Source organism: Bradyrhizobium sp. CCBAU 51627 (assembly GCF_028128765.1).
Classification (GTDB): Bacteria; Pseudomonadota; Alphaproteobacteria; order Rhizobiales; family Xanthobacteraceae; genus Bradyrhizobium.
Genome location: NZ_LBJG01000024.1, coordinates 416,017 through 438,325 on the forward strand (window position 1 = coordinate 416,017; position 22,309 = coordinate 438,325).

22 protein-coding genes are annotated in these 22,309 nt (G+C 64.4%); 13 read left to right on the top strand and 9 right to left on the bottom strand.

Features of this window, described 5'->3' with window-relative positions; translation table 11 throughout:
* Positions 1-283: 283 nt before the first annotated feature.
* Positions 284-808, top strand: a complete 525-nt coding sequence (locus tag XH88_RS16915) for a septal ring lytic transglycosylase RlpA family protein (protein ID WP_271669425.1) — start codon at positions 284-286, stop codon at positions 806-808.
* Between the two features lie 91 nt (positions 809-899).
* Positions 900-1,055 carry a hypothetical protein gene (locus XH88_RS16920; protein WP_271669426.1) on the top strand — a complete coding sequence of 52 codons (156 nt, stop codon included), beginning with the start codon at positions 900-902 and terminating at the stop codon, positions 1,053-1,055.
* Between the two features lie 269 nt (positions 1,056-1,324).
* On the opposite strand, the gene XH88_RS16925 is transcribed toward XH88_RS16920, so the two are convergent.
* The 3 genes from XH88_RS16925 to XH88_RS16935 all read right to left on the bottom strand — a co-directional run bounded on the left by XH88_RS16925 (position 1,325) and on the right by XH88_RS16935 (position 4,855).
* Positions 1,325-1,630: a hypothetical protein gene (locus tag XH88_RS16925; RefSeq protein ID WP_271669427.1), complete on the bottom strand. Its 306-nt coding sequence runs from the start codon at positions 1,628-1,630 to the stop codon at positions 1,325-1,327.
* 128 nt (positions 1,631-1,758) lie between these two features.
* Positions 1,759-2,034 (bottom strand): hypothetical protein, encoded by a 276-nt coding sequence (locus XH88_RS16930; protein WP_271669428.1) that lies wholly within the window; start codon positions 2,032-2,034, stop codon positions 1,759-1,761.
* Between the two features lie 133 nt (positions 2,035-2,167).
* The gene (locus XH88_RS16935; RefSeq protein ID WP_271669429.1) at positions 2,168-4,855 is read right to left on the bottom strand and encodes a flavin-containing monooxygenase; all 2,688 of its coding nucleotides are present in this window, start codon (positions 4,853-4,855) and stop codon (positions 2,168-2,170) included.
* 190 nt (positions 4,856-5,045) lie between these two features.
* Between XH88_RS16935 and XH88_RS16940 the strand changes: the two genes are divergently transcribed.
* Together XH88_RS16940 and XH88_RS16945 are read left to right on the top strand one after the other, a co-directional pair.
* Positions 5,046-5,294, top strand: a complete 249-nt coding sequence (locus XH88_RS16940; protein WP_333909251.1) for a hypothetical protein — start codon at positions 5,046-5,048, stop codon at positions 5,292-5,294.
* Positions 5,295-5,391: 97 nt separating this feature from the next.
* Positions 5,392-6,861 (top strand): carboxylesterase/lipase family protein, encoded by a 1,470-nt coding sequence (locus XH88_RS16945; RefSeq protein ID WP_271669431.1) that lies wholly within the window; start codon positions 5,392-5,394, stop codon positions 6,859-6,861.
* A 7-nt stretch (positions 6,862-6,868) separates the two neighbouring features.
* Here the strand turns inward: XH88_RS16945 and XH88_RS16950 are convergent, their stop codons facing one another.
* Positions 6,869-7,048 carry a hypothetical protein gene (locus tag XH88_RS16950; protein ID WP_092299540.1) on the bottom strand — a complete coding sequence of 60 codons (180 nt, stop codon included), beginning with the start codon at positions 7,046-7,048 and terminating at the stop codon, positions 6,869-6,871.
* 157 nt (positions 7,049-7,205) lie between these two features.
* On the opposite strand from XH88_RS16950, the gene XH88_RS16955 reads away from it, so the two are divergent.
* On the top strand, positions 7,206-8,000 hold the full coding sequence (locus XH88_RS16955) for a DODA-type extradiol aromatic ring-opening family dioxygenase (protein WP_271669432.1): 795 nt from the start codon (positions 7,206-7,208) through the stop codon (positions 7,998-8,000).
* A gap of 47 nt (positions 8,001-8,047) precedes the next feature.
* On the opposite strand, the gene XH88_RS16960 is transcribed toward XH88_RS16955, so the two are convergent.
* Genes XH88_RS16960 through glgC form a run of 3 tightly spaced genes read right to left on the bottom strand, consistent with a single transcriptional unit; the run spans position 8,048 to position 11,055 of the window.
* The gene (locus tag XH88_RS16960) at positions 8,048-8,308 is read right to left on the bottom strand and encodes a SemiSWEET transporter (protein WP_271669433.1); all 261 of its coding nucleotides are present in this window, start codon (positions 8,306-8,308) and stop codon (positions 8,048-8,050) included.
* A gap of 36 nt (positions 8,309-8,344) precedes the next feature.
* The gene (gene glgA, locus XH88_RS16965) at positions 8,345-9,796 is read right to left on the bottom strand and encodes a glycogen synthase GlgA (RefSeq protein WP_271669434.1); all 1,452 of its coding nucleotides are present in this window, start codon (positions 9,794-9,796) and stop codon (positions 8,345-8,347) included.
* Positions 9,793-11,055 (bottom strand): glucose-1-phosphate adenylyltransferase, encoded by a 1,263-nt coding sequence (glgC, locus tag XH88_RS16970; RefSeq protein ID WP_271669435.1) that lies wholly within the window; start codon positions 11,053-11,055, stop codon positions 9,793-9,795. Before glgC ends, glgA begins: the two co-directional genes overlap by 4 nt.
* Before the next feature lie 363 nt (positions 11,056-11,418).
* On the opposite strand from glgC, the gene XH88_RS16975 reads away from it, so the two are divergent.
* The 4 genes from XH88_RS16975 to XH88_RS16990 all read left to right on the top strand — a co-directional run bounded on the left by XH88_RS16975 (position 11,419) and on the right by XH88_RS16990 (position 14,639).
* Positions 11,419-11,823 (top strand): hypothetical protein, encoded by a 405-nt coding sequence (locus XH88_RS16975; RefSeq protein ID WP_271669436.1) that lies wholly within the window; start codon positions 11,419-11,421, stop codon positions 11,821-11,823.
* A 342-nt stretch (positions 11,824-12,165) separates the two neighbouring features.
* Complete coding sequence (locus tag XH88_RS16980) at positions 12,166-13,011, top strand: CmcJ/NvfI family oxidoreductase (protein ID WP_271669437.1); 846 nt, start codon at positions 12,166-12,168, stop codon at positions 13,009-13,011.
* Between the two features lie 101 nt (positions 13,012-13,112).
* The gene (locus XH88_RS16985; protein WP_271670366.1) at positions 13,113-13,427 is read left to right on the top strand and encodes a septal ring lytic transglycosylase RlpA family protein; all 315 of its coding nucleotides are present in this window, start codon (positions 13,113-13,115) and stop codon (positions 13,425-13,427) included.
* A 42-nt stretch (positions 13,428-13,469) separates the two neighbouring features.
* Positions 13,470-14,639, top strand: coding sequence for a Gfo/Idh/MocA family protein (locus tag XH88_RS16990; protein ID WP_271669438.1), 1,170 nt, complete (start codon positions 13,470-13,472; stop codon positions 14,637-14,639).
* A 136-nt stretch (positions 14,640-14,775) separates the two neighbouring features.
* Here XH88_RS16990 and XH88_RS16995 read toward each other — a convergent pair whose 3' ends face one another.
* Entirely contained in the window at positions 14,776-16,086 is a 1,311-nt protein-coding gene (locus tag XH88_RS16995; RefSeq protein WP_271669439.1) for an ABC transporter substrate-binding protein, read from the bottom strand.
* Positions 16,087-16,539: 453 nt separating this feature from the next.
* Between XH88_RS16995 and XH88_RS17000 the strand changes: the two genes are divergently transcribed.
* The 4 genes from XH88_RS17000 to XH88_RS17015 all read left to right on the top strand — a co-directional run bounded on the left by XH88_RS17000 (position 16,540) and on the right by XH88_RS17015 (position 21,344).
* Positions 16,540-17,670: a sugar ABC transporter substrate-binding protein gene (locus XH88_RS17000; RefSeq protein WP_271669440.1), complete on the top strand. Its 1,131-nt coding sequence runs from the start codon at positions 16,540-16,542 to the stop codon at positions 17,668-17,670.
* Between the two features lie 65 nt (positions 17,671-17,735).
* A complete protein-coding gene (locus XH88_RS17005; protein ID WP_271669441.1) occupies positions 17,736-19,283 on the top strand; it encodes a sugar ABC transporter ATP-binding protein in 1,548 nt (515 codons plus the stop codon).
* Positions 19,276-20,388 (top strand): ABC transporter permease, encoded by a 1,113-nt coding sequence (locus XH88_RS17010; RefSeq protein WP_271669442.1) that lies wholly within the window; start codon positions 19,276-19,278, stop codon positions 20,386-20,388. The genes XH88_RS17005 and XH88_RS17010 overlap by 8 nt, the downstream gene beginning before the upstream one ends.
* Positions 20,385-21,344, top strand: a complete 960-nt coding sequence (locus tag XH88_RS17015) for an ABC transporter permease (RefSeq protein WP_271669443.1) — start codon at positions 20,385-20,387, stop codon at positions 21,342-21,344. Before XH88_RS17010 ends, XH88_RS17015 begins: the two co-directional genes overlap by 4 nt.
* Here the strand turns inward: XH88_RS17015 and XH88_RS17020 are convergent.
* On the bottom strand, positions 21,341-22,240 hold the full coding sequence (locus XH88_RS17020) for an SMP-30/gluconolactonase/LRE family protein (protein ID WP_271669444.1): 900 nt from the start codon (positions 22,238-22,240) through the stop codon (positions 21,341-21,343). The genes XH88_RS17015 and XH88_RS17020 overlap by 4 nt on opposite strands.
* Between the last annotated feature and the right edge of the window lie 69 nt (positions 22,241-22,309).

A 22,309-nucleotide genomic window follows, 5' to 3' on the forward strand; every position in this document is an offset into this window, starting at 1 on the left:
CGCCAGCCTGAAAACCGGGTGGCGGCTGCTCTATCGGCGTGAACTGATACCGCTCGTCAGGGGGTGACGCCGAAATCAGAGACGCGCGGGCCCGAGATGCGCCGATCGTCTGGTGTGTCGTATCCAGCTGATTTTTCGCTATTCTGTGTCGATTCAGGACACGTGAGTGTGATGGATTCATCACACCCGGCGCGAAACGAAGCTGGCCGCAAGGCCGCTTTTGTTCAGCCAAGGTTCTGCCCTCATTGACCACCGAAACTTGGGGTTGTTCGGAGGGCGTATCATGTCTCGCTTCGCACGTGCCGAAAGTGCCCTGATGTCGCTGGCAACCTCAAGCCGGTTGCTGCTTGCCATCACCGGTGCCGCTTCGCTCGCCGCCTGCGCGCAATCACCGGTTGGCCGCCAGAGGGCCGATCTTGCCGCCACCAGCCGGCAGGCGGCAATCGAGCGGCCGCACCGCGTGGCGGCGCTCCATCCGCATCCCGTCAGCCGGTCGCGTGCCCCCGATGAGACCGCCGACGCCAGGCCGACGGCCTTGCACGGTGTGGCGAGTTTCTACTCGGACACCGAGACTGCGAGCGGGGAGAGGTTCGACAAGGACGAGATGACCGCGGCTCATCCGACGCTGCCATTCGGCACCAAGCTGCGCGTCACTGACGTGTCCTCCGGCCGCTTCGTGACCGTCAGGGTCAACGATCGCGGACCCTTCGTGCGCGGACGCGTGGTCGACGTCTCGCCGTCGGCGGCCGAGGCGCTCGGCATGCGCGACAAGGGTGTCGCCAATGTCCGGCTCGACGTCGTGCAATAGAGCGATATCGGCGCCCTGCGCTTAACCGGCTGTTAGCGGCTCTCCCGCACTATGAGCGTCCGGCAATTCCGGACTTTGGGGGAGACGGCGGTTGAACACGATCCAGTATCTCGAAGATCAGGCTGCGCGCGCCGAGCGGCTTGCCAAACGGATCACGGATACGCCGACGATCGAAAAGCTCCTGACCTTCGCCGGCGACCGCCGCCGCGAGATCGAGGTCATTTCAGGCGGCCGGCGTCGCAACTAAGCCCCGCGTTCCATGTCCTGATTGCATTCGCCCTCGCTGCGAGGCGCGGAACTTCTCTTTTTTCCGGGCGTCACACCCGCGATGCAAGAGGAGGAAGGACATTATGGGTTTTTGACGAGGTGCTTTGCTTTGGCTGCTTGGCGTGCCGCTGCCGGTGATCCTGCTGTTGGCGTTGTTCTGGCACCACTGAGCGCGTGACACAAAAAGCGCCGCGGAGGCGGCGCTTTTTTGTTGCCTGCGACTCGACCCGCCGCGACGGCGATGCGAGATCAGCTGTGGCTCTCCACGAAATCGCTGAGGTAGTCGGGCAATGTCACGCCATCGATATCGCAGCGCGCCTGGATCTCGTCCGCGACATCGGTCGAAATGTCGTGCATCCAGTGTTCGAGCGTGTTGAACGAGATCACTTTGACCGGGTCGTTGAAACAGCCCGCAACCATTTCGCTGATTGCGGTGTCGAGATCGTTTCGTTCGATGCGGATTTCGGTTGCCTCGTCGAGGCGATCGATCACCACGAACATGGTCTGGTCGGCGCCATAGGGCACGACCGGGGATGGCACGCCAGCATCAAGCATGTGAGAAGCTCACGTCTTGGTATTAACTCTTGTCGTCCTGTTAACGGGAAAATTCGGAAGAAGGTTCCTGTCAAGTTGGCGAGCCCGAAGTCACAGCTTTGTGGTTCGGCAGTTGCGTGCAATCGCCATCAGAGAAAGTCTCTCAGCCGCGACAGCTCGATGATGTGCTCCGGCGAGAGGATGTCCGTGACCAGTGGCGGTTGCGCCGCCGTGCGGATCTCGTAGAGATGCCTTGATGGCGCGGGTTTTTCCATGAAAGCCGAGATGCAGGCGTCGAGCGTGCCTTCGCTGACCTGATAGGGTGCGCGGTCCGGCCGACGCTGATTTCCGAGCGACGGCCATTTCTGCAGCACTGCGGGCGCGCCGAAATCGACCTTTGAATCGGTAGCAGTTGCGTCGCCCATATCGTTCCTGCCTCACGCAAACAGAACCCCGGCACGCAAAGGCCTGCGTGCCAGGGCCCATAGCCATCGCTGCATCTCAATGCCACGGCTCGCTAACGCAGCGGCCGGCAAGAGGTTCCCGGCCGATCGCCGGCTAACTCGCAGCCGCTGCGATCTTGTGTCCGGAGCTGGCAAGGCCTTGGCTGGTCTCGTCGCCGCGGCTGACCTCCGGCGGAATTCCTGCAAAACGCCGCAAGGCTCCGGCCATCTGAACCCGACCCTGGACCCCGGTGATCACCACGTCGACCATCGTGAAGGACGAATGGAAATGGCCGTGCGCCTTCAATTGCTCGACCGGGACGCCGGCGGCGGCCATCGCTTCGGCATAGGCGATGCCTTCGTCGCGCAACGGATCGAACTCGCAGGTGACCACGAAGGCCGGCGGCAGGCCGGCGACCTTGCCGCGCAGCGGCGAGACGCGCGGGTCGGTGCGGTCATCAGGCGAGCAGTAGAGGTCCCAGAACCAGTACATCAGCGACCGCGTCAGGAAGTAGCCGGTGGCGTTGTCGTTGTAGGACGGACGATCGAAGCTGCAGTCGGTGACCGGACAGACCAGCAGCTGGCCTGATATCTCGGGCCCGCCACGGTCGCGCGCGAGCTGGCAGGTCACGGCGGCGACGTTGCCGCCGGCGCTCCAGCCCGCGACCAGCACCGGGCCCTGGATGCCGCCGAGTTCGGCGAGATGCTCCGAGATCCAGCGCGTCGCTGCATAACCGTCCTCCGCCGCCGCCGGGAAGCGATGCTCCGGCGCGTGGCGATAGCCGACGCTGACGAACATCATGCCGGTCCGCCGCACCATGTCGCGGCAGAATGGCTCGTCCGACTGCTCGTCGCCGAGTACCCAGCCGCCGCCGTGGAAATAGACCACGACGGGATGCGGTCCCGGTGTGGCCGGCTTGTAGACGCGGTACGGCAGCGGCCCGTTGGCGCCGGGCAGGGTGCCGTCCACGATGTCGCCGATCGGCCGCCCTGCCGGACGGGCCTTGTTGAACTCGTTGACGAAAGCGCGCGCGCCTGCCGCTCCCATCGACTCGATCGGCGGCAGGTTCAGCGAGGCCAGCAGGCTCAGCACCAGCCGTACGTCCGGCTGCAGCCGCACCACCTCGCCGTCATTGCATTGCGTTGCGACGTCGGGGCCGCTCAGCCTGAAGCCGAGCATGCCGCGGCGGACCACCTCGTCGCAGATGCTGCGATAGGGGCCGACGCCGCCGGTATAGGGCATCAAGCCCTGCACCTTGCCGGGCACGTTGGCGCCCGTGTACCAGGTGTTGGCGAGCCGATGCAGCGTCAGCATCGAACAATCCGCCATGTGCCTGTTCCAGCCGGCCTGCGCCGTCTCGGTCGGCTCGATCGTGGTGAAACCGGCATCGCGCAGCGCTTTGAGGCGATCCACCACCCAGTCGACATGCTGCTCGATCGAGACCGCCATGTTCGACAGCACCGACGGGCTGCCGGGCCCGGTGATCATGAAGAAGTTCGGAAAGCCCTCGACCGTGAGGCCGAGATAGCTCTGCGGCCCCTGCGCCCAGACATCGCTGAGCGATTTGCCGCCGCGCCCGGTGATCGGATGCACGGCGCGGATCGCGCCGGTCATGGCGTCGAAGCCGGTCGCGAACACGATGACGTCGACATCAAAGTTGCGCTTGCCGGTGGTGATGCCGCTTGCCGTGATCGCCTTGATCGGCTCCTGGCGCAGATTGACCAGCGTGACGTTGGGCCGGTTGTAGGTCGCGTAGTAGTTAGTTTCGAGGCAGGGGCGCTTGGCACCGAACGGATGGTCGTCCGGCATCAGCGCCGCCGCCGTCTCGGGATCGTTGACGGCCGCGCGGATCTTTTCGCGGATCAGGTCCTGGACGATCCTGTTGCCGTCGAGGTCGACCGCCTGGTCGGCCCAGAGCTGCGACAGGATGTGGACGAGGTCGCCGGCTGCCCAGGCGCGTTCGAACCGCTCACGCCGCTCGGCATCGCTGAGCTGCCAGCTCACGGCGGTCTGCTGCGGATAGGGCACGCCAGCCATGGATTGGCGCGCCTGCGCGCGATAGGCGGCGCGGTCGCTCTGGAACAGCTCCCTGCGATCGGACGGCGAGGGGCCGTTGTGCGCTGGCAGGGCGAAATTCGGCGTGCGCTGGAACACGGTCAGATGCGCAGCCTGCTCGGCGATCAGCGGGATCGACTGGATGCCCGACGAGCCGGTCCCGATCACGGCGACGCGTTTGCCGGCGAGATCGACGCCATCATGCGGCCAGCGCCCGGTGAAATAGACCTCGCCCGCGAAGTCCTTGACGCCATCGATCTCCGGCGGCTTCGGCGCGGAGAGACAGCCGGTAGCCATGATGTAATGGCGGCAGGAGACCGGCGCACCATTGTCAGTGGTGAGCAGCCACCGTTGGGCTGTCTCGTTCCATTTGGCTTCGGTGACCTTGGTCTTGAAGCGGATGTCGCGGCGCAGATCGTAGCGGTCCGCGACGAAGCCGAGATAGCGCAGGATTTCCGGCTGGGTCGCGTATTTCTCCGACCAGGTCCAGGCCGTGTCGAGTTCCGGATCGAACGTATAGCTGTAGTCGATGGTCTGGATATCGCAGCGCGCGCCGGGATAGCGGTTCCAGTACCAGGTGCCGCCGACGTCGCCGGCTTCTTCGATCCCGACGGCCGAGAGGCCGGCCTTGCGCAGGCGATGGAGCAGATAGAGGCCGGCAAATCCGGCGCCGACCACGGCGACGTCGACCTGCTGAGCGGTTCCGGGTTGATCGGAGACACGTGTGGCAACCATTGCGTCAGGCATGGTATTCCTCCCGTATGTTTTGTTTTGCCGGCAGGCTATCGCCGCAGGTTCAGCTTGTCATTAGAGCATATGCAATCTTCGGTAGTCGTTTGCGGCGGCATCGTGGCCAGGTGAATCTTGGGGCGCTACACGCATGGCGACGCACAATGGCCGTGATTACCCGGGCTAATCATGTCCGATCCGTCTGTGTATGCTTGCGGCTACAAGCCACGCGTACCGGCCCGGCGTCATGATAGAGTTGAGTGAGCGAACCAAAGCCAACATGGACGTCGTCCTGGAGGAGACGTGTCGCCAATTGCCGCATGGCGGCAACCACGACAGCCGCAGGTTCATTGCCGAGCGTCTGATCGAGGCCGCGAGGGCCGGCCACTCCACGCTCGGCGAGCTCGGCATCATCGCGCGGCGTGCACTGGCGGAGATCGTCGCCAAAGGCAGCTAGTTCTCCACGCGGGGCGAGGTAAGAGGTCGCTTGCCTCGCTGCGCGTCGCGGTCGTAACCTGCAGGGGAACATTTTCGCGCATCGAGATCTCCCGAAGATGCGATCCCTGCTTGCACTCATTGCAGCTTTTGTTTTGCTCTGCACTGGTGCCGCCGTCGCGCAGGCGGTCGGCCAGTACCCGTTTGCACTGACGCGCGAAGGCCAGATGCTCGGCGCCGTCGAAGGCGAGGTGGCATCCTTCAAGGGGCTGGCCTATGCAGCGCCGCCGGTCGGCGGCCTGCGCTGGCGTCCGCCGCAGGCCTTGCCCGAGAGTTCGGAGATGAGCACGGCCTATGAGTATGGCGCGCCATGCCTCCAGCCGTCGCTGCCGGTCGCGCGCGAGGATTGCCTCACGCTCAACGTATTTCGTCCCTTCGGCGTCGACGGGCCGTTGCCGGTGATGGTGTTCATCCCTGGCGGCGGCTTTGTCGCGGGCACGGCCAACGATCCGTTGTTCGACGGGGCAAGGCTCGCGCTGGCCGGACTCATCGTGGTCACCGTGAACTATCGGCTGGGCGCGCTCGGCTGGCTCAGTCATCCCGCGCTGTCGGACGACGGCTCCGGCAATTTTGGCCTGATGGACCAGATCGCAGCGCTGCGCTGGGTTCATGACAACATCGCGGCCTTCGGCGGCGATGCGAACAACGTCACGCTGTTCGGCAACGGGGCCGGCGCGACATCGATCGCGCTTCTGATGCTGTGCAGCCAATCACGCGATCTCTTCCAGAAAGCGATTCTGCAATCGGTGCCCGGCCGCGCGCGCCTGCTCTCATCGCAGGAGGCGGAAGCCATGGGCCAGCAGTTCGTCGCCACCCTCGGGCAGGCGGCGGATTTGCGCGCCGTCGCGCCTGCGCGTCTGCTCGCCGCTGAAAAGCGCCTGCTGGAACGATCTCCGGGCAGGTTTGCGCCGGCGGTGGACGGAAACCTGGTCACCGAAGACATCGCAGCGGGATTTGCCGTGGGACACGAGAGCCGTATTCCCCTGATCATCGGCTCGAATGACGATGAGACCCGCTTCGACAGCGAGCTGGAGGTCAAGGAGGCGCTGTCATCATCGGGTGAGAGCATCGACGAGCTGCGCAAACTCTATCCTGATGCCGCAAGGGCGGCTGATCTTGCAGCGCGCTTCTACACCGACAAGGTCTTCTCCGAGCCGGTGCGAATGCTTGCCCGCCTTCATGCCGCAACCGGCGCGCCGACCTTCCGCTATCGCTTTGCCTATGTGCCGGAATCAAGCCGCGCCAATCCCGACGAGGGCCACGGGCGCGAGTTGCAGTTCATCTTCGGCGCAGAGGGGATACCAGGCGCCGGCATCTTCTCGCGGCGGGATCGCGAGGTCGCAAACAGTCTGCGAGCCTACTGGATCAACTTCGCTCGGGGCGGCGATCCCAACGGCGCAGAGCTGCCCCATTGGGACGCGACTGCGGACCGCGACCATTTGTTGCTGATCGGGAATGATCACATCGCGAGTGGCGACGATCCCTTCGCGGCGCACCTGGACCGACTCGCGCCAAAGGGCGGGAAATGAGTTGGGATTAGGCCGCGAGTTCGACGCGCGGCGCCAGCGTCAGGCGCTCTTCCTCCAGATAGTCCATCGCGCCGTCCTTCTCGACGGCGTAGAACTGCTGGCCTTCCTTCGACCGGTAGGCGGCGCGAACGACGCCGCGGCGGCCCTTGTCACTATTGACGACGTCCCCCAGCGCAAACTTCTTCATCTCACAACCCGCTTGTCTTCTGGCCGATTCTTCGGCCACATCGGGATTTTGGGCGGCAAATCGTTAACGACTTGCTAACCATGCCGGTTTGCCTATGCTCGCCGCGAAGCGCGGGCGTTTAAGCCGCGCATGTTGTCTTTGAGACGAGCCGGCACATATGACGCGATTTCCGACCCTGTTCCTGTCCCATGGCGGCGGCCCCTGGCCCTTCATGGAGGACCGGCGGGTGCAATATGCCAAGACCGCCGCGGAGTTCGCACGGCTGCCGCAGCTTCTGCCCGCGCGGCCGAAGGCGGTTCTCGTCATCACCGGGCATTGGGAAGCCGATGCTTTCACCGTGTCGACCTCGGCGCATCCGCCGATGGTGTACGACTATTACGGTTTCCCCGAGCATACCTACCACATCCAATATCCGGCGCCCGGCCAGCCGGCGCTCGCAGCAGAAGTGAAGGCGCGGCTCGCGCACGCCGGGTTCGACTGCCGCGAGGATCCCAATCAGGGCTTTGACCACGGCACCTTCGTGCCGCTCGGCCTGATGTATCCGAACGCCGACATGCCGATCGTGCTGCTGTCGCTGAAGTCGAGCTACGACGCGGCCGAGCACATCAAGGTCGGACAGGCGATCGCCTCGCTCCGCGACGAGGACGTTCTGATCGTCGGCAGCGGGCTCACCTATCACAACATGCGCGGCTTCGGCCGTGCGGAATCAAAGCCCGTCTCCTACGATTTCGAGGCCTATCTCAACGAGGCGATCAGCAACCCGGATGCGGCGCGCCGCAACACGATGCTCGTCGACTGGGAGAACGCGCCGAGCGCGCGTCTCGCCCATCCACGCGAAGATCATCTGCTGCCGCTGATGGTCGCGGCCGGCGCGGCCGGTAACGACGTGGGCAAGCGTGTTTTCGTCGACGAGGTCGCGAGCGTCGCGATGGCGTCGTATGTGTTTGGGTGATCGTCTCTTCTTTCTCTCCCCGCTTGCGGGGAGAGGCCAGGAAAGCCTCATCCGTATCGCAGTTTCATCACCAGAATGCCGCCCGCGAGCAGCATGGTGACGGCGTTCGAGGCGATCAGCGGGCCATCGCCCGAGAGCAGGCCGTAGATGAGCCAGAGCGCCAGGCCGAGGACCATGACCAGGAACATGCCGAGCGAGATGTCGCCGGTGGAGCGCGTCTTCCAGACCTTGATGGCTTGCGGCGCGTAGGCCACGGTGGTGCAGGCGGCGGCGGCAAAGCCGATCAGCTTGATTGCGAGGGGTTCCATGGCCGCTCTATAACATGGATTCGAGGGCCGTCATCTTCACGCGCGGCGGGATGCCATCAGGTCGCGATACAGTGCGGCGTATTGGCCCGCGCGATTGCGCCAGGACACGTCGCTGGCCAGGCCGTTTCTTTGCAGCCGTCGCCAGGTCGCCTTGTCGCGGAAGGCGGCGTTGGCCTTGCGCAAGGTGCCGGCGAGAGCGTCGGCCGTCACCGGACCGAATTTGAAGCCGGTGGCCTCACCTCCGGCTTCGCCGACATCGACGATGGTGTCCTCGAGACCGCCGACGCGGGAGACGATGGGGATCGCGCCATAGCGCAGGGCGCAGAGCTGGGTCAGCCCGCACGGCTCGAACCTGGAGGGTACGAGCAGCGCGTCGGAGCCGGCCTGGATCAGATGCGCCAGCACTTCGTCATAGCCGATCATGATGCCGATCCGGCCCGGATTGGCGCGCGCGGCGGCCTGATAGCGGTCCTGGAGATCGCGGTCGCCGCTGCCGAGCAGCGCCAGTTGCATGCCCTGATCCAGGATCGTCGGGATCGCCGCGAGCAGGAGGTCGAGCCCCTTCTGCCAGGACAGCCGGCTGATGACGCCAAGCAGTGGCGCTTCGTCGGAGGAATCGAGATTGAACTGCTGCTGAAGCACCGCCTTGTTCGCGGCCCGGAACGCCAGGTCTTCGCTGCTGAAACGATAGGCGATGTGTGGATCGGTTTGCGGATTCCACACCTCGACGTCGATGCCATTGAGGATGCCGCTCAGCACGCTTGAGCGCTCGCGCAACAGGCCGCCGAGCCCCATGCCGCCTTCATCGCTCTGGATTTCATGCGCGTAGGTCGGCGAAACCGTGGTGATGCGATCGGCCAACTGCAGGCCGGCCTTCAGAAAACTGATGCCGCCGAAATATTCCAGACCGTGGACGTCGAACGTGGCATTCCGGGGCAGGCCGATCGCGTCCGCCAGCCCGCGGTCGAACTTGCCCTGATAGGCCATGTTGTGAATGGTCATGACCGTGCCCGGTCTTGGTCCGCCGTCGTAGTGCAGATAGGCCGGCGCGAGCCCGGCCTGCCAGTCATGGGCATGCACCACGTCGGGCACGAAAGCCGGGACGAGGCTGCGGCCGATGTCCGCCGCCACGCGCGACAACGCCGCGAAGCGTACGCCATTGTCCGGCCAGTCGAGGTTCTTGGCGGTGACGTAGGGATTGCCGGGCCGTGCGTAGAGATGGGGCACGTCGAGCACGAACAGGTCGAGCCCGTCGTGGGAGCCGGCGAGCAGGCGGCCTGGGCCACCGAAATAATCCGGCCAGCTCCGGATCTCATCCGCACCCGCGAGCCGCCGCATCACCTCAGGATAGCCCGGCATCAGCGTGCGCATCTCGACGCCGTGCGTCTTCAGCGCAATCGGCAGCGCGCCGGCGACATCCGCGAGGCCGCCTGTCTTGACGATGGGGTAGACTTCAGAAGCGACCGCCAGGACGCGAACAGGCGTCATGAATTGAGCCTGTCGAGCATCGGCTGGGTGATCAGCGAGATACCCTGCTCGGTGGTGCGGAAGCGCTTGGCATCGAGCTCCGGATCCTCGCCGACCACGAGGCCTTCGGGGATCTCGACGCCGCGATCGATCACGACGTTCTTCAGCCGTGCGCCGCGTCCGACATTGACGTAAGGCATGATCACCGCGTTCTCGACATTGGCATAGGAGTTGATGCGCACGCCGGTGAACAGCAGCGAGCGGCGCAGCGACGCGCCGGAGATGATGCAGCCGCCCGAGACCAAGGAGCTCACGGCCTGGCCGCGCCGGCTCTCCTCGTCGTGGACGAACTTGGCGGGCGGCGTGATTTCCGCATAGGACCAGATCGGCCAGGCGCGGTCGAACAGATCGAGCTCCGGCACCACGTCGGTGAGATCGATATTGGCGGCCCAGTAGGCGTCCACCGTACCGGCATCGCGCCAATAGGCGGGGGAGTCGCTGCCCGAGCGCACGCAGGAGGTCGAGAACTGATGCGCGATGGCGCGGCCGTTCTTGACGATATAGGGAATGATGTCCTTGCCGAAATCGTGGTTGGAGTGGGGATCTTCCGCGTCGCGCTTGAGCTCGTCGAACAGGAATTTCGCGTTGAACACATAGATGCCCATGCTGGCGAGCGAGACATCAGGCTTGCCGGGCATCGGCGGCGGATCCTTGGGCTTCTCCAGGAATTGCTGGATCCAGCCGTTCTCGTCGACATGCATGATGCCGAAGCCCGAAGACTCCGCGCGCGGCATTTCGAGACAGCCGACCGTGACGTCGGCGCCGCTGTCGACGTGCTGCCGCAGCATCACCTCGTAGTCCATCTTGTAGATGTGGTCGCCGGCGAGCACGACGATGAAGCGGCAGGCATGCGACTCGATGATGTCGATGTTCTGGTAGATCGCATCCGCCGTGCCGACATACCACATGTTCTCCGAGACGCGCTGGCTTGCAGGCAGGATATCGAAGCTCTCGTTACGTTCGGGACGGAAGAAATTCCAGCCCATCTGCAGATGCCGGATCAGGCTGTGCGCCTTGTACTGGGTGGCGACCGCGATGCGGCGGATGCCGGAGTTCACCGCGTTGGACAGCGCGAAATCGATGATACGGGATTTGCCGCCGAAATAGACCGCCGGCTTGGCGCGCCGGTCGGTCAGCTCCAGCAGCCGGCTGCCGCGACCGCCGGCCAGGACAAATGCCAAAGCCTGGCGGGCAAGCGGCTCATTTCCGGCGGCACTCATGTCATCCTCCCACTTGTCCGGCGCAAGCCAAATTCTGGCATCAACCAACGTCTTCGCGAAGTGCCTTCCGGCCGCGCACCATTGGAACCGATAGTAACGGTACGAATAGTAAATCGGGAAGATGCTTGTTGGTTGCGAACGGATGGGAAGCTTAACGGTTTGGCGCGGCGCGCGGGCCCTCCCGTGCCGTTATCATAACGTCACATCGGTGTGGGCGAGAGACGTCCTCGGCTGATCACAATTGAGGCATGCGAGATGTCTTGTGCGCTGCACGCTAATTCGAGCCTTTGACTTGGCGCAAGGATGGCCGATCATACGCCTGCGATGCTCTTTTGAACGCAACGTCAGACAAGGAGTAGCACGATGAGTATCTGGAAAATGGCAATTGCCTGCTCGCTGACGGTCGGGGTCATGGCCGGCCAAATCGGACAGGTGGCAGCGGCGCCGATGCCGACCAATGTTGCGACGATGAAGACCGCGGCCGGCGGGGACGTCACGCAGGTGCATTGGCGCGGCGGCGGTTGGGGATGGGGGCTGGGCGGCTTCGCGGCCGGCGCCCTCATCGGCAGCGCCATCGCCGGCGCACCGTACGGCTATTATGGCGGACCGTATTACGGCGGACCATATGGCTACGGTTACGGCTATGCGCCTTCCTATTATGGCTACGGGCCCTATGCATATCCCCGCTACTATGGCTATCGTCATTACTATCGGCATTACCGCCCGTATTACGGCTACTATCGGCCGTATTACCGCGGCTACTGGTGATCTCGGGCCAAGCGAAAGTCGTATGATCAGGCGCGCGCAGGCGTGACGCGCGCAGCCTCGCGGCGAGATGCGGCGCGCCAGCTTCAAGACCACGCTGGCGCCTCTTGTCGCCGTCATGCGCCCGCATCGAGACCGTGATAGTGTGACGGGCGGAGCACGTGACCTCACGAGTTCTCGATCCGTGACATGAGAAGGATGCTGCTGTCACGATCGGCGTGTTGGAAAACGTCCTTCCCCGTATCGCGCCTGGCTCGGTAATCCTGTTGCTATTTACCTCGCCTCCCTTGCGGCGTGTCCCGTCCCCTCAAAAATCATCCCGACGAGCACATCGGGAGACCGGCCATGGGCCTGCAAGAAAAAAGAATCGAATCGCTTCCCTTCGTCACCGCTGAACTCAACTATCTCGCGCCGATGTCGGGCAAACCGCGCACCTACGCCTTCGATCCACCGCCGGGTGAGGCCAAGAGCACCTCGCTGCCGGAGCCGCATCTGGTGCCGATTTTTGATGCGCGATTGATCGCCCAGAACTTCTCGCTCGACCGCGAAGGCTTTGCGCTGGTGCGTCATCCCATCAGGGTGAAGGACTTTTACAACGACGCGGAAATCCGCTCCGTCTACTATCCCGCCGTCGAAGCTTTCCTGCGCGCGACGCTGAAGGCCGATCGTGTCGTCATCTTCGACCACACCGTGCGCAAGCGCGTCGAGGGTGCCGCCGACATTCGCGGCGCAGGGCCCCGTCAGCCTGCGACGCGCGTGCATGTCGACCAGACCGCTGTCTCGGGCGCCAACCGCGTGCGCGAGCATCTGCCCGACGAGGCGGATGAGCTGCTCAAGGGCCGCGTTCAGGTCATCAATCTCTGGCGGCCGATCCGCGGTCCCCTGCAGGACTCGCCGCTCGCCATGGCCGACGGCACGACGGTCGCGCCCGAGGATCTCGTCGCCTCCGACCTGATCTATCCCAATCGTCGCGGCGAGACCTACTCGGTGAAATACAATCCTGATCATCGCTGGTTCTATTTCCCGGAGATGACGCGGGACGAGGCTCTGCTGATCAAATGCTATGACTCGGCAACCGACGGCCGCACGCGCTTCGGGCCTCACACGGCCTTCGTCGATCCAACCACGCCTCCCGATGCGCAGCCGCGCGAGAGCATCGAGGTCCGCACGCTGGTTTTTCACAAACAGTAACAATGTGTGATGGCACAGCCGGGCATTGCCCGGCAGTGCGCGGGAACCAAAGGGAACCAGCGACGTTGCAGCGCGGGCAGGGCCAACCGGGGAGCGGTGCCGTGCGAGCGCAGCGGACACTCTTGTTTTGTCTGACCAGTTTCTCGCTTTCTGCAATTTCTGTCGCCAACGCTGAAAGCGGACTTGCTTCATATTATGGATACGGCAAAGCCGGCAAAGGCGGCGGGATGACCTGCGCCCACCGAACGCGACCGTTCGGCAGTGTTCTGAAAGTCTCCTACGGCGGGCGCTCGATCCAATGTCGCGTCAATGATCGCGGTCCCTTCATCCGCGGCCGCATCGTCGATCTCTCGGTGCCCGCCGCCCGCGCGCTCGGTATGATGAGCGCCGGCGTGGTGCGCGTCTCGGTGGAATAGCTCCGTCGCCGCGCTATAGTGCCCTCAAAAGAAGGGGGCGCTATGGCCAGGATCAGGGTCGGACTCGTCGGCTGCGGCTTCGTGTCGGAGCTGCATATGTATGCGTTGCGGCGCGTCTACGGCGTGGACGTCGAGGTTGCGGCTGTTGCCGCGCGCGGCGAGCACGTGGTCGAATTCGCCGCCCGGCATGGCATCCCGCGCGTCTATCGCAGCTTCGCTGAACTGATCGCCGACGGCGCGCTTGACGTCGTCGACATCTGCACGCCGCCCAATCTGCATGCCGAGATGATCGTGGCAGCCATGCAGGCCGGCAAGCACGTCATCTGTGAAAAGCCCTTTGCCGGCTATTTCGGCCGTCACGGCGACGGGCAGCCGATCGGCAAGCACGTGCCGAAGGCGCTGATGTACGAACGCGTGCTCGAGGAGATGGACGCCACCCGCGCCGCAATCGAGCGCACCGGAAAGCTCTTCATGTATGCCGAGGACTGGATTTACGCGCCAGCGGTGACCAAGACCGCCGAGATCCTCAAGGCGACGAAAGACAAGATCCTGTTCATGAAGGGCGAGGAGAGCCATTCCGGCTCGCATGCGGCGCACGCCGCGCAATGGGCGATGACCGGCGGTGGCTCGTTGATCCGAATGGGCTGCCATCCGCTCTCGGCCGTGCTCTATCTCAAGCAGGTCGAGGCGCGCGCGCGAGGGGAGAGGATCCATGTCGCCAGCGTCACCGGCGATGTCGGCAACGTCACCGCCTGCCTCAAGCCGGAGGAGCGCAGCTACATCAAGGCCAATCCTGTCGACGTCGAGGACTGGGGCACGCTGACTGCAACCTTCTCCGACGGCACCAAGGCCACCGTGTTCTCCGGCGACATGATCATGGGCGGTGTGCGCAATCTGATCGAGACCTATACCTCAGGTGGCTCGTTGTTCGCCAATATTACCCCGAACAATCATCTGATGAGCTACCAGACGAGCGAGGAGAAACTGGCTCCGGTCTACATCACTGAGAAGGTCGACCGCAAAACCGGGTGGCAATATGTCTGCCTCGAGGAGGAGTGGACGCGCGGCTATCTGCAGGAGATTCAGGATTTCATGGAATGCGCCGCGACCGGACGGCAGCCGCTGTCGGACCTTGCGCTCGCTTGCGAGACGATCAAGGTCAATTACGCCGGATACTGGGCGGCGGAAGAGGGGCGAAGGGTAGTGCTGTAGTGGCCAGAGTCGCAGATGAGCTGCTTCAGCGCTCGCCCCGCTTGCGGAGAGAGGGTTGGGGTGAGGGAGGAGTCTCCGCTGGGTTGGTGACAGGGGAGTTTGCGGAGAGTCCACAAGCGGGGCGAAGAACCGCGCCTCACGCCCCGTAGGTCGATCCCTTCGGCAGCGGAAACACCGGATCCTGCGTGCGGATGTTGGTCGGCCACACCACCGAGATGTGCTCGCCAGCGTTCTGCATCACCACCGGCGTCGAACGTTCGTTCTGGCCGGAGAGCGGCGTGCCCGGCGGGAAGAACTTCACGCCGTAGCCCTGGATGGTGCCGCCCGCGGGGATGTCGACGTCGAGTGCGGCCTTGCGAATGGCGTCCGGCTCGAAGCTGCCGTACTTCTCCTTGGCCACCGGCAGCACGTTGTTGAGCAGCACCCAGGTCTGGTTGAAGCCCATCGAGCAGTGCGGCGGCACGTCGGTCGCCCCGGTCCTGGCCTTGTAGCGCGTGACCATCGCGTTGATCAGATCGCCCATACCGGGCGCGAGCTTGGACGGATCGAGCAGCTGCGCCGGGACCGGATCGATATTGCAGAAATGGTCGATGTCGGCGCCGAAGGTCGCGCGCAACTTGTCGAGTTGGCTGTAGCCGGCGCCGGCGCCGAACAGCATCTTGAACCGAAGTCCGCTCTCGCGCGCCTGGCGCAGGAACAGGGTGATGTCGGGATTGTAGCCGGCGTGCGAGATCACATCGACCTTGGCGCGCTTGAGCTTGGTCACAAGCACGGAAAGATCGGGCGCGGAGGCCGAATAGCCCTCGCGCAGCACGACCTGGATGCCGGCCTCCTTGGCATAGGCCTCGTCGGCCGCGGCGACGCCGACGCCATAGGGGCCATCCTCGTGGATCAGCGCGACCTTGACGTCCTTGGGCTCCGTGCCGAGCTTGGCCTTCGCGTGCTCGGTGAGGAAGCCGGCGAACGCCTGTCCGTATTGATCCGAGTGGATCTGCGCGCGAAACACATATTGCAGGTTCTTGTCCTTGAACACGGCGGTCGACACCGCGGTCGTGATCCAGAGGATCTTCTTCTGCTGCTCGACCTTCGCCGCCATCGGCACTGCATGGGCGCTGGAATAGACCCCGTCGATGATGTCGATCTTTTCCTGGCTGATCAGCCGCTCGGCCTCGTTGATGGCGACATCCGCCTTGCTCTGGGAGTCGGCGGCGACGGGCACGATCTTGGTCTTGCCGCCGATGCCGCCCTTCTCGTTGACGAGATCGATGGCGATCTGCGCGCCGACCGAGGAGGCGACCGAACCGCCCGCCGCGAATGGTCCGGTGAGATCGTAGATCAGGCCGATGCGCAAATTCTCGGCTTGCGCCTGGGCCCGGGTCCAATCGAGGCTGAATGTGGCGGCGGCAGCCGCCGTACCCTTCAGCAGCTGCCTGCGTGAAGTCGGCATCCTATCCCTCCCTCCGAACGGTCGTTTGCGACTGGCCTTATTTTTTCGGCGAGTATTTGGAGGCCGTGCATGAAAGTCAACATGCGCCGCACCAGGCAATTCGGACGCGCAGCCGTCCATGGTCGCATCGGCATTTTTCCCTGAGTCTCATTTTTTTGCGCTGCCGGTCCCTTGGTTCGCAATCATTCGATCGCCCTGCATCAGGCCGGACGCGAACATCCGCTTGTGACGCGTATGTTTTCGGCTCTCATCGCGACGCCACATCGTCTCCCGCAATTGTGATGGTTTTGCTCCCTCAGCGTTCGCTGCAGGTCGGACGTACACCCGAATTCGGCTTGTGCGCATCAGAGGCCGCGTGCCATCCTAGCCGGGCAAATTGCACGGGAAGCCCAATTCCCGGCTTGGCGATCGCGCCGCGTTAAGGGTGGAACACAAGAGCTCAGGAGAAGAGATATGGTGTGGACGCTTCGTTTGGCGGGGCTGGCTTGCGTCGGCCTGTTGCTGTCTCCGGTCTGTGCCCTGGCCGGGCCGAAGGTCGTGTCCGGCCCGGGCGCCGATCCCGCATGCTTCAAGCCCTGGTCGTCCCAGACCAAGTTCTTCCAGTGGCCCAAGAAGGCCGGCCCTTACAAGATTGCGCTCGTCAACGGTTTCGTCGGCAACACCTGGCGCATCCAGATGGTGAAGACAGCCAAGGCCTTCGCCGCGCAGCCGGGCATCAAGGAGAACATCAAGGAGTTCAAGGTCGTGTCGACCGGCACCGATGTTGCAGCGCAACTCGGTGCGATGGAGGACTTCATCAATCAGGGCTTTGACGCCATCGTCACCATCGCGGTGGCGCCCGATGGCTTCGACCGCATCATCCGCCTCGCCGACAAGAACAATGTCGTCGTGGTGCCCTTCGACAACATCCTCGATACCGACAAGGTGATGATGGTCAACGAGGACCAGAAGGAAATGGGCCGGATGTCGGCGAAGTGGCTCATCGACGAGAGCGGCAAGAAGAGCGGCGACATCCTCGAGGTCCGAGGCCTGCCCGGCAATTCGGTCGATCGCGACCGGCATCTCGGCTTCCGCGAGGTCATGGAGGCGCCGGGCAACAGCTTCAAGATCACCGAAGTGGTCGGCAATTGGGACACCGGCACCTCGCAGAAGGTGACGGCGGACGCGCTCGCCGTGCACGGCCATTTCGACGGCATCTTCACGCAGGGCGGCTCCGATGGCACGGTCCAGGCCTTGATGGCGGCGAAGCACCCCTTTGTGCCGATGTCGGGCGAGGGCGAGAACGAGTACCGCAAGCAGATCGCCGATCACGCCAAGGACGGCCTCAAGGGGATGTCCTACGGCCAGTCGCCGGCGCTGGTCGCGATCGCCACCAAGGCGGCGATTTCTGCGTTGCAGGGCAACGTCATGCCGCAGCTCATCTCGATCCCGATTCCGGTTGCGACCTACAAGGACCTGAAGCCCGGCGTCAATTACTGGCCGGACCTCAACGCAAACTTCTTTGCGCCGAACCAGTTCACGCCCTGCGGCGTCAACTTCACGGCACCGGAGATCATGTCGCAGAGCGAAAAGAATACGCAGTGACCACACTTCGGATGTCCCGATTGCGGCCCGGCCTTGGCCGGGCCGCCGCTGCGTGAGCCCCCGCCATGCCGGATGCTGCCCTGACTCGATCTGCCTTCCTCACGCTGTCAGGAATTTCCAAGCGCTACGCCGGCGTGCGCGCGCTCGAAGGCGTCGACTTCGCCTGCGAGCGCGGCAAGATCCATGCGGTGCTGGGCGAGAACGGCGCCGGCAAGTCGACGCTGATCAAGATCATCGCCGGCGTCGTCCAGCCCGATAGCGGCACCATGCGCCTCGGCGGAAGCCAGGTGAGCTTCGCAACGCCGTCGGCGGCCAATGCCGCCGGCGTGGTCTGCATCTTCCAGGAGCTCTCGCTGATGCCCGACCTCTCGGTCGCGGACAACATCTCGATCGCCGCGCCGCCGCGTCGCTTCGGCCTCATCGACGCGCGGGCGCAACGTCGCCGTGCCGAGCAGCTGCTGGCCGAGATCGGTTGCGAGGACGTCAACCCGCTGATGCGCGTGCGCGACCTGCCGCTGTCGCGCCGCCAGGTGGTGGAGATCGCCAAGGCGCTCGGCAAGAAGCCGCAGCTTCTGATCCTCGACGAAGCCACATCGGCGCTCACCAGCGCGGACGTCGAGAAGGTGTACGCGATGCTGGCGCGGCTCAAGGCCGAGGGCGTTGCCATTCTCTACATCTCGCACCGGATGCACGAGGTCGAGGCGCTCGCCGACCGCGCCTCCGTGTTTCGCAACGGACGCCATATCGAGACGTTCGACAAGGGCCGGCGCTCGACCGCCGATATCGTTCAGCTCATGATCGGGCGCGATATCGCGGCCCAGTACCCGCCCAAGCCCGCGCGCGGATCACTGAGGCCGATGCTCGCCATCGAGAATCTGAGCTGGGACAGGCGCCTCGATCGGATCTCGCTGCGCGTCAGCGCCGGCGAGATCGTCGGCCTCGGCGGGCTCGACGGCCAGGGGCAAAAGTCGCTGCTGCTGGCGCTGTTCGGCGTGTTGCGCGGCGTCTCCGGGCAAATCACGGTCGAAGGCCGTGAGATTCGCCCGGCTTCGCCCGCGGCGGCGAAATCGGTCGGCATCGCGCTGGTGCCGGAGGACCGCAAGACCGAGGGCCTGATGCTGCCGATGTCGATCGCGGACAATCTGGTGATCGCCTCGCTCGACGCGATCTCGAGGGGACCTCTGGTCGACCGCGCGCGCGAGAACGAGGCGATCAAGCGCGCCATCGCGCGGCTGCAGATCAAGATCGGCGCGCCGGGCGACGCGGTCTCCACGCTCTCCGGCGGCAACCAGCAGAAGGTCGTTCTCGCCAAATGGCTGATGACCGATCCACGGATCATCCTGCTCAACGATCCCACGCGCGGCATCGACGTCGGCACCAAGCAGGAGCTGTACCGCTTGATGCGCGAGCTCGCCGACCAGGGCGCCGCCATCCTGTTCTACTCGACGGACTATGACGAGCTCATCGGCTGCTGCGACAGGGTGGCGATCATGTATGACGGCCGCATCGTGCGCGAGCTTGAAGGTGACGAGCTGACCGAGACCAACATCATCGCGAGCGCGCTGAACATCGACGCGGCGACGGCGGACGCTCCCGGAGCCGCCCATGCTTGACGATATCGCCATCAGGCTTCGCCAGAACATCGGCATCGTCACCGCTGTTCTGCTGTTTTCCATTCTCTATCTGCTCTACAATTTCGCCCACCCCAGGGGCTTCTCGTCGGCGGTTCTGGTGCAGAACGGCGACGAGATCTTCGCGCTCGCCATGCTGGCGATGGCCCAGACCGTTCCGGTGCTGGCGTCGGGCCTTGATCTCTCCGTCGGCGCCGTCATGACCATGGTGGGGTGTTTCGCGAGCTATCTGCTCACGGGGGCCGCAGACGGCACGCCGCTGCATCTCGACATCTTCGGCCTGCAACTCGGCCTTGGCTCCTTTCCGGGTGGGGTGAGCGGCATCCTGCTCGGGATCGTCGTGTGCCTTGCGACCGGCACGCTGGCCGGCTTCATCAATGGCTGCATCGTCGTCTATGGACGCATCCAGCCGATCATCGCGACGCTCGCGACCGGCGCGGTCTATATCGGCATCGCGCTGTTCCTGCGGCCGACGCCGGGCGGCAAGATCGACGAGGATCTCAACTGGGCGATGACCAATTCGCTCGGAGACTTTGCCGCGACCGTTCATATCTTCGATGACGGCGCCGCGAGCTGGTTTGCGCCAGTGGCCTGGATCCCGGTGCCGTTCGTGCTGCTCATCCTGATCGCGCTGCTGGTCTGGGTGCCGTTCCGCCGCTCGGTGCTCGGCCGCGCCGTCTATGCGGTCGGTTCGGCCGAGGGCGCCGCCTACATGTCGGGCCTGCCGATCGACCGCGCCAAGATCGCGGCCTTCACGCTCGCCGGCTTCTTTGCCGGCTGTGGCGGCCTGTTCCTCGCCATCCAGACCTCCTCAGGCAATGCCGACATCCCGCAGGCCGGCGCCTACACGCTCAACTCCATCGCCTCCGTCGTCATCGGCGGAACATCGCTGCTAGGGGGCACCGGCAGCGCGATCGGCTCGATCTTCGGCGCCATGGTGCTGCGCGTCATCTCGTTCTTCTTCCGCATCTTCGACATCGCGCCGCTGTTGCAGCCGTTGTTCGAGGGGCTGATCCTGCTGGCGGCGGTCAGCATCGGCGCGCTCGGCGTGCTGCGCGTCAAGAATACGCTGGAGCTGTTTCGATGAGTTCGGCCTCCCTCAGCCTCTCGCGCGACGACCGCCCGATCCTGATCGCCGCCCTGTTCATCCTCGTCATCCTCGTTGCCGGCACGATCTATACCTTTGCCCGCTTCGGCAGCGCACCGCTGTTGTCGCCGACCTATTTGTTGCAACAGCTTCAGATCGGCGCGTTCCTCGGCATCGTCGCCGCCGGGATGATGATGGTGATCCTGATCGCCCAGATCGACCTGTCGGTGCCGTGGACGCTCGCCGCGGCCGCCATGATGGCAACCTCGGTCGGCGGACCGCTCGCTATTCCGGTCGGGCTCGGCGTTGGCCTCTTGGTCGGTCTCATCAATGGCATCGGAGTCGCGTATCTGCGCGTACCCTCGATGATCTTCACCCTCGGCGTCAACGCGGTGATGCGCGGCCTGATGGTCGCGCACACCGGCGGCTATGCGCCGCAGACCGCCGCCACCGACCTGATGCGGATGCTTGCCGGCGATCGCACGCTCGGCATCCCCAACGCCCTGTTCGTGTGGGCTGCCGTGTCGGTGCTGGTCGCTGTCATGCTCCAGCGCACCGCGCTCGGCCGCTACATCTATGCCATCGGCAACAAGGAGGCAGCGGCGTACCTGGCGGGCGTCGATACGCGTCGTATCACCGTGATCTGTTTCGTCCTGTGCGGTCTCGCCGCCGCGCTCGCGGGCGTCCTGCTCGCAGGTTATTCCACCAAGGCGTATCAGGGCATGGGCGATGCCTATCTGCTGCCGTCGATCGCGGCGGTCGTGATCGGCGGCACCAACATCCTCGGCGGCCGCGGCCGCTATCTCGGCACGCTGATCGGCGTCGTGCTGATCGTGCTGCTCAACAGCGTGCTCTCGATCATGGACATGCCCGAGGCTGGCCGTCAGGTGATCTATGGCCTCGTCATCATCTTCATGCTGCTGGTCTACGGCCGCGGCGAGCGCGTGACGAGCTAAACCGCCGCGCGCGTGTTGAGATAGATCGAATACAGCGAGGTCTGCCCGCAGATGTAGAGGCGGTTGCGCCGTGGACCGCCGAAGCAGACATTGGCGACGATCTCGCCGATCGGGACCGTGCCGAGATGCGTGCCGTCGGGCGCGTAGCAGAATACGCTGCGGCCCGCCGACGTCCAGATGTTGCCATGGACGTCGACGCGAAAGCCGTCGTAGAGCCCGTCCGGGCACGTCGCGAACAGCGAGGCTTCCCCGACGGATTGTCCCTTGACCTCATAGGACCAGATCGTCGGCGGCAGCCCGCGGACATGCGTCGCGCCGGTGTCGGCGACGTAGAGCCTGGTTTCGTCAGGCGAGAAGGCGAGCCCGTTGGGCTGCACCCGGTCGGATACGACGCGCGTGATCGCCTTGGTGCTGCCGTCGATGCGGTAGACGTTGGAGGCGCCGATCTCGGACGGGCTTTGCTGCCCCTCATAGTCGCTGTCGATGCCGTAGGTCGGATCCGAGAACCAGATCGAATTGTCCGATTTGACCACGACGTCATTGGGCGAATTCAGCCGCCGACCCTCGAACGCATCCGCCAGTACGGTGATCGAGCCGTCATGCTCGGTGCGGGTGACGCGCCGCATGAAATGCTCGCAACTGACCAGTCGTCCCTGGCGGTCGGTGGTGTTGCCGTTGGAATTGAAACTCGGCGAGCGGAACACAGACACCGATCCGTCGGTCTCGTCGAAGCGCATCATCCGGTTGTTCGGGATGTCGGACCAGATGAGGTAGCGCCCGGCCGGAAAATAGGCGGGACCTTCGGCCCAGCGGCAGCCGGTGAAGAGCTTTTCGAGATTGACATGGCCGATGACCAACCGCTCGAAGCGGGGGTCGTGAACGACATAGGGGAGCATGCGTCCTCCGTGATGGCCGCAGATTCTTGGAGCTGCCTGCGTGCGATCCCTACTGTGATCAACCCTGCC

Bases quoted from the DNA above. Each gene is read 5' to 3' on its own strand.
- XH88_RS16915 (WP_271669425.1), top strand. From the start codon at position 284: ATGTCTCGCTTCGCACGTGCCGAAAGTGCCCTGATGTCGCTGGCAACC.
- XH88_RS16925 (WP_271669427.1), bottom strand. From the start codon at position 1,630: ATGCTTGATGCTGGCGTGCCATCCCCGGTCGTGCCCTATGGCGCCGAC.
- XH88_RS16930 (WP_271669428.1), bottom strand. From the start codon at position 2,034: ATGGGCGACGCAACTGCTACCGATTCAAAGGTCGATTTCGGCGCGCCC.
- XH88_RS16935 (WP_271669429.1), bottom strand. From the start codon at position 4,855: ATGCCTGACGCAATGGTTGCCACACGTGTCTCCGATCAACCCGGAACC.
- XH88_RS16940 (WP_333909251.1), top strand. From the start codon at position 5,046: ATGCTTGCGGCTACAAGCCACGCGTACCGGCCCGGCGTCATGATAGAG.
- XH88_RS16945 (WP_271669431.1), top strand. From the start codon at position 5,392: ATGCGATCCCTGCTTGCACTCATTGCAGCTTTTGTTTTGCTCTGCACT.
- XH88_RS16950 (WP_092299540.1), bottom strand. From the start codon at position 7,048: ATGAAGAAGTTTGCGCTGGGGGACGTCGTCAATAGTGACAAGGGCCGC.
- XH88_RS16955 (WP_271669432.1), top strand. From the start codon at position 7,206: ATGACGCGATTTCCGACCCTGTTCCTGTCCCATGGCGGCGGCCCCTGG.
- XH88_RS16960 (WP_271669433.1), bottom strand. From the start codon at position 8,308: ATGGAACCCCTCGCAATCAAGCTGATCGGCTTTGCCGCCGCCGCCTGC.
- glgA (WP_271669434.1), bottom strand. From the start codon at position 9,796: ATGACGCCTGTTCGCGTCCTGGCGGTCGCTTCTGAAGTCTACCCCATC.
- glgC (WP_271669435.1), bottom strand. From the start codon at position 11,055: ATGAGTGCCGCCGGAAATGAGCCGCTTGCCCGCCAGGCTTTGGCATTT.
- XH88_RS16975 (WP_271669436.1), top strand. From the start codon at position 11,419: ATGAGTATCTGGAAAATGGCAATTGCCTGCTCGCTGACGGTCGGGGTC.
- XH88_RS16980 (WP_271669437.1), top strand. From the start codon at position 12,166: ATGGGCCTGCAAGAAAAAAGAATCGAATCGCTTCCCTTCGTCACCGCT.
- XH88_RS16990 (WP_271669438.1), top strand. From the start codon at position 13,470: ATGGCCAGGATCAGGGTCGGACTCGTCGGCTGCGGCTTCGTGTCGGAG.
- XH88_RS16995 (WP_271669439.1), bottom strand. From the start codon at position 16,086: ATGCCGACTTCACGCAGGCAGCTGCTGAAGGGTACGGCGGCTGCCGCC.
- XH88_RS17000 (WP_271669440.1), top strand. From the start codon at position 16,540: ATGGTGTGGACGCTTCGTTTGGCGGGGCTGGCTTGCGTCGGCCTGTTG.
- XH88_RS17005 (WP_271669441.1), top strand. From the start codon at position 17,736: ATGCCGGATGCTGCCCTGACTCGATCTGCCTTCCTCACGCTGTCAGGA.
- XH88_RS17010 (WP_271669442.1), top strand. From the start codon at position 19,276: ATGCTTGACGATATCGCCATCAGGCTTCGCCAGAACATCGGCATCGTC.
- XH88_RS17015 (WP_271669443.1), top strand. From the start codon at position 20,385: ATGAGTTCGGCCTCCCTCAGCCTCTCGCGCGACGACCGCCCGATCCTG.
- XH88_RS17020 (WP_271669444.1), bottom strand. From the start codon at position 22,240: ATGCTCCCCTATGTCGTTCACGACCCCCGCTTCGAGCGGTTGGTCATC.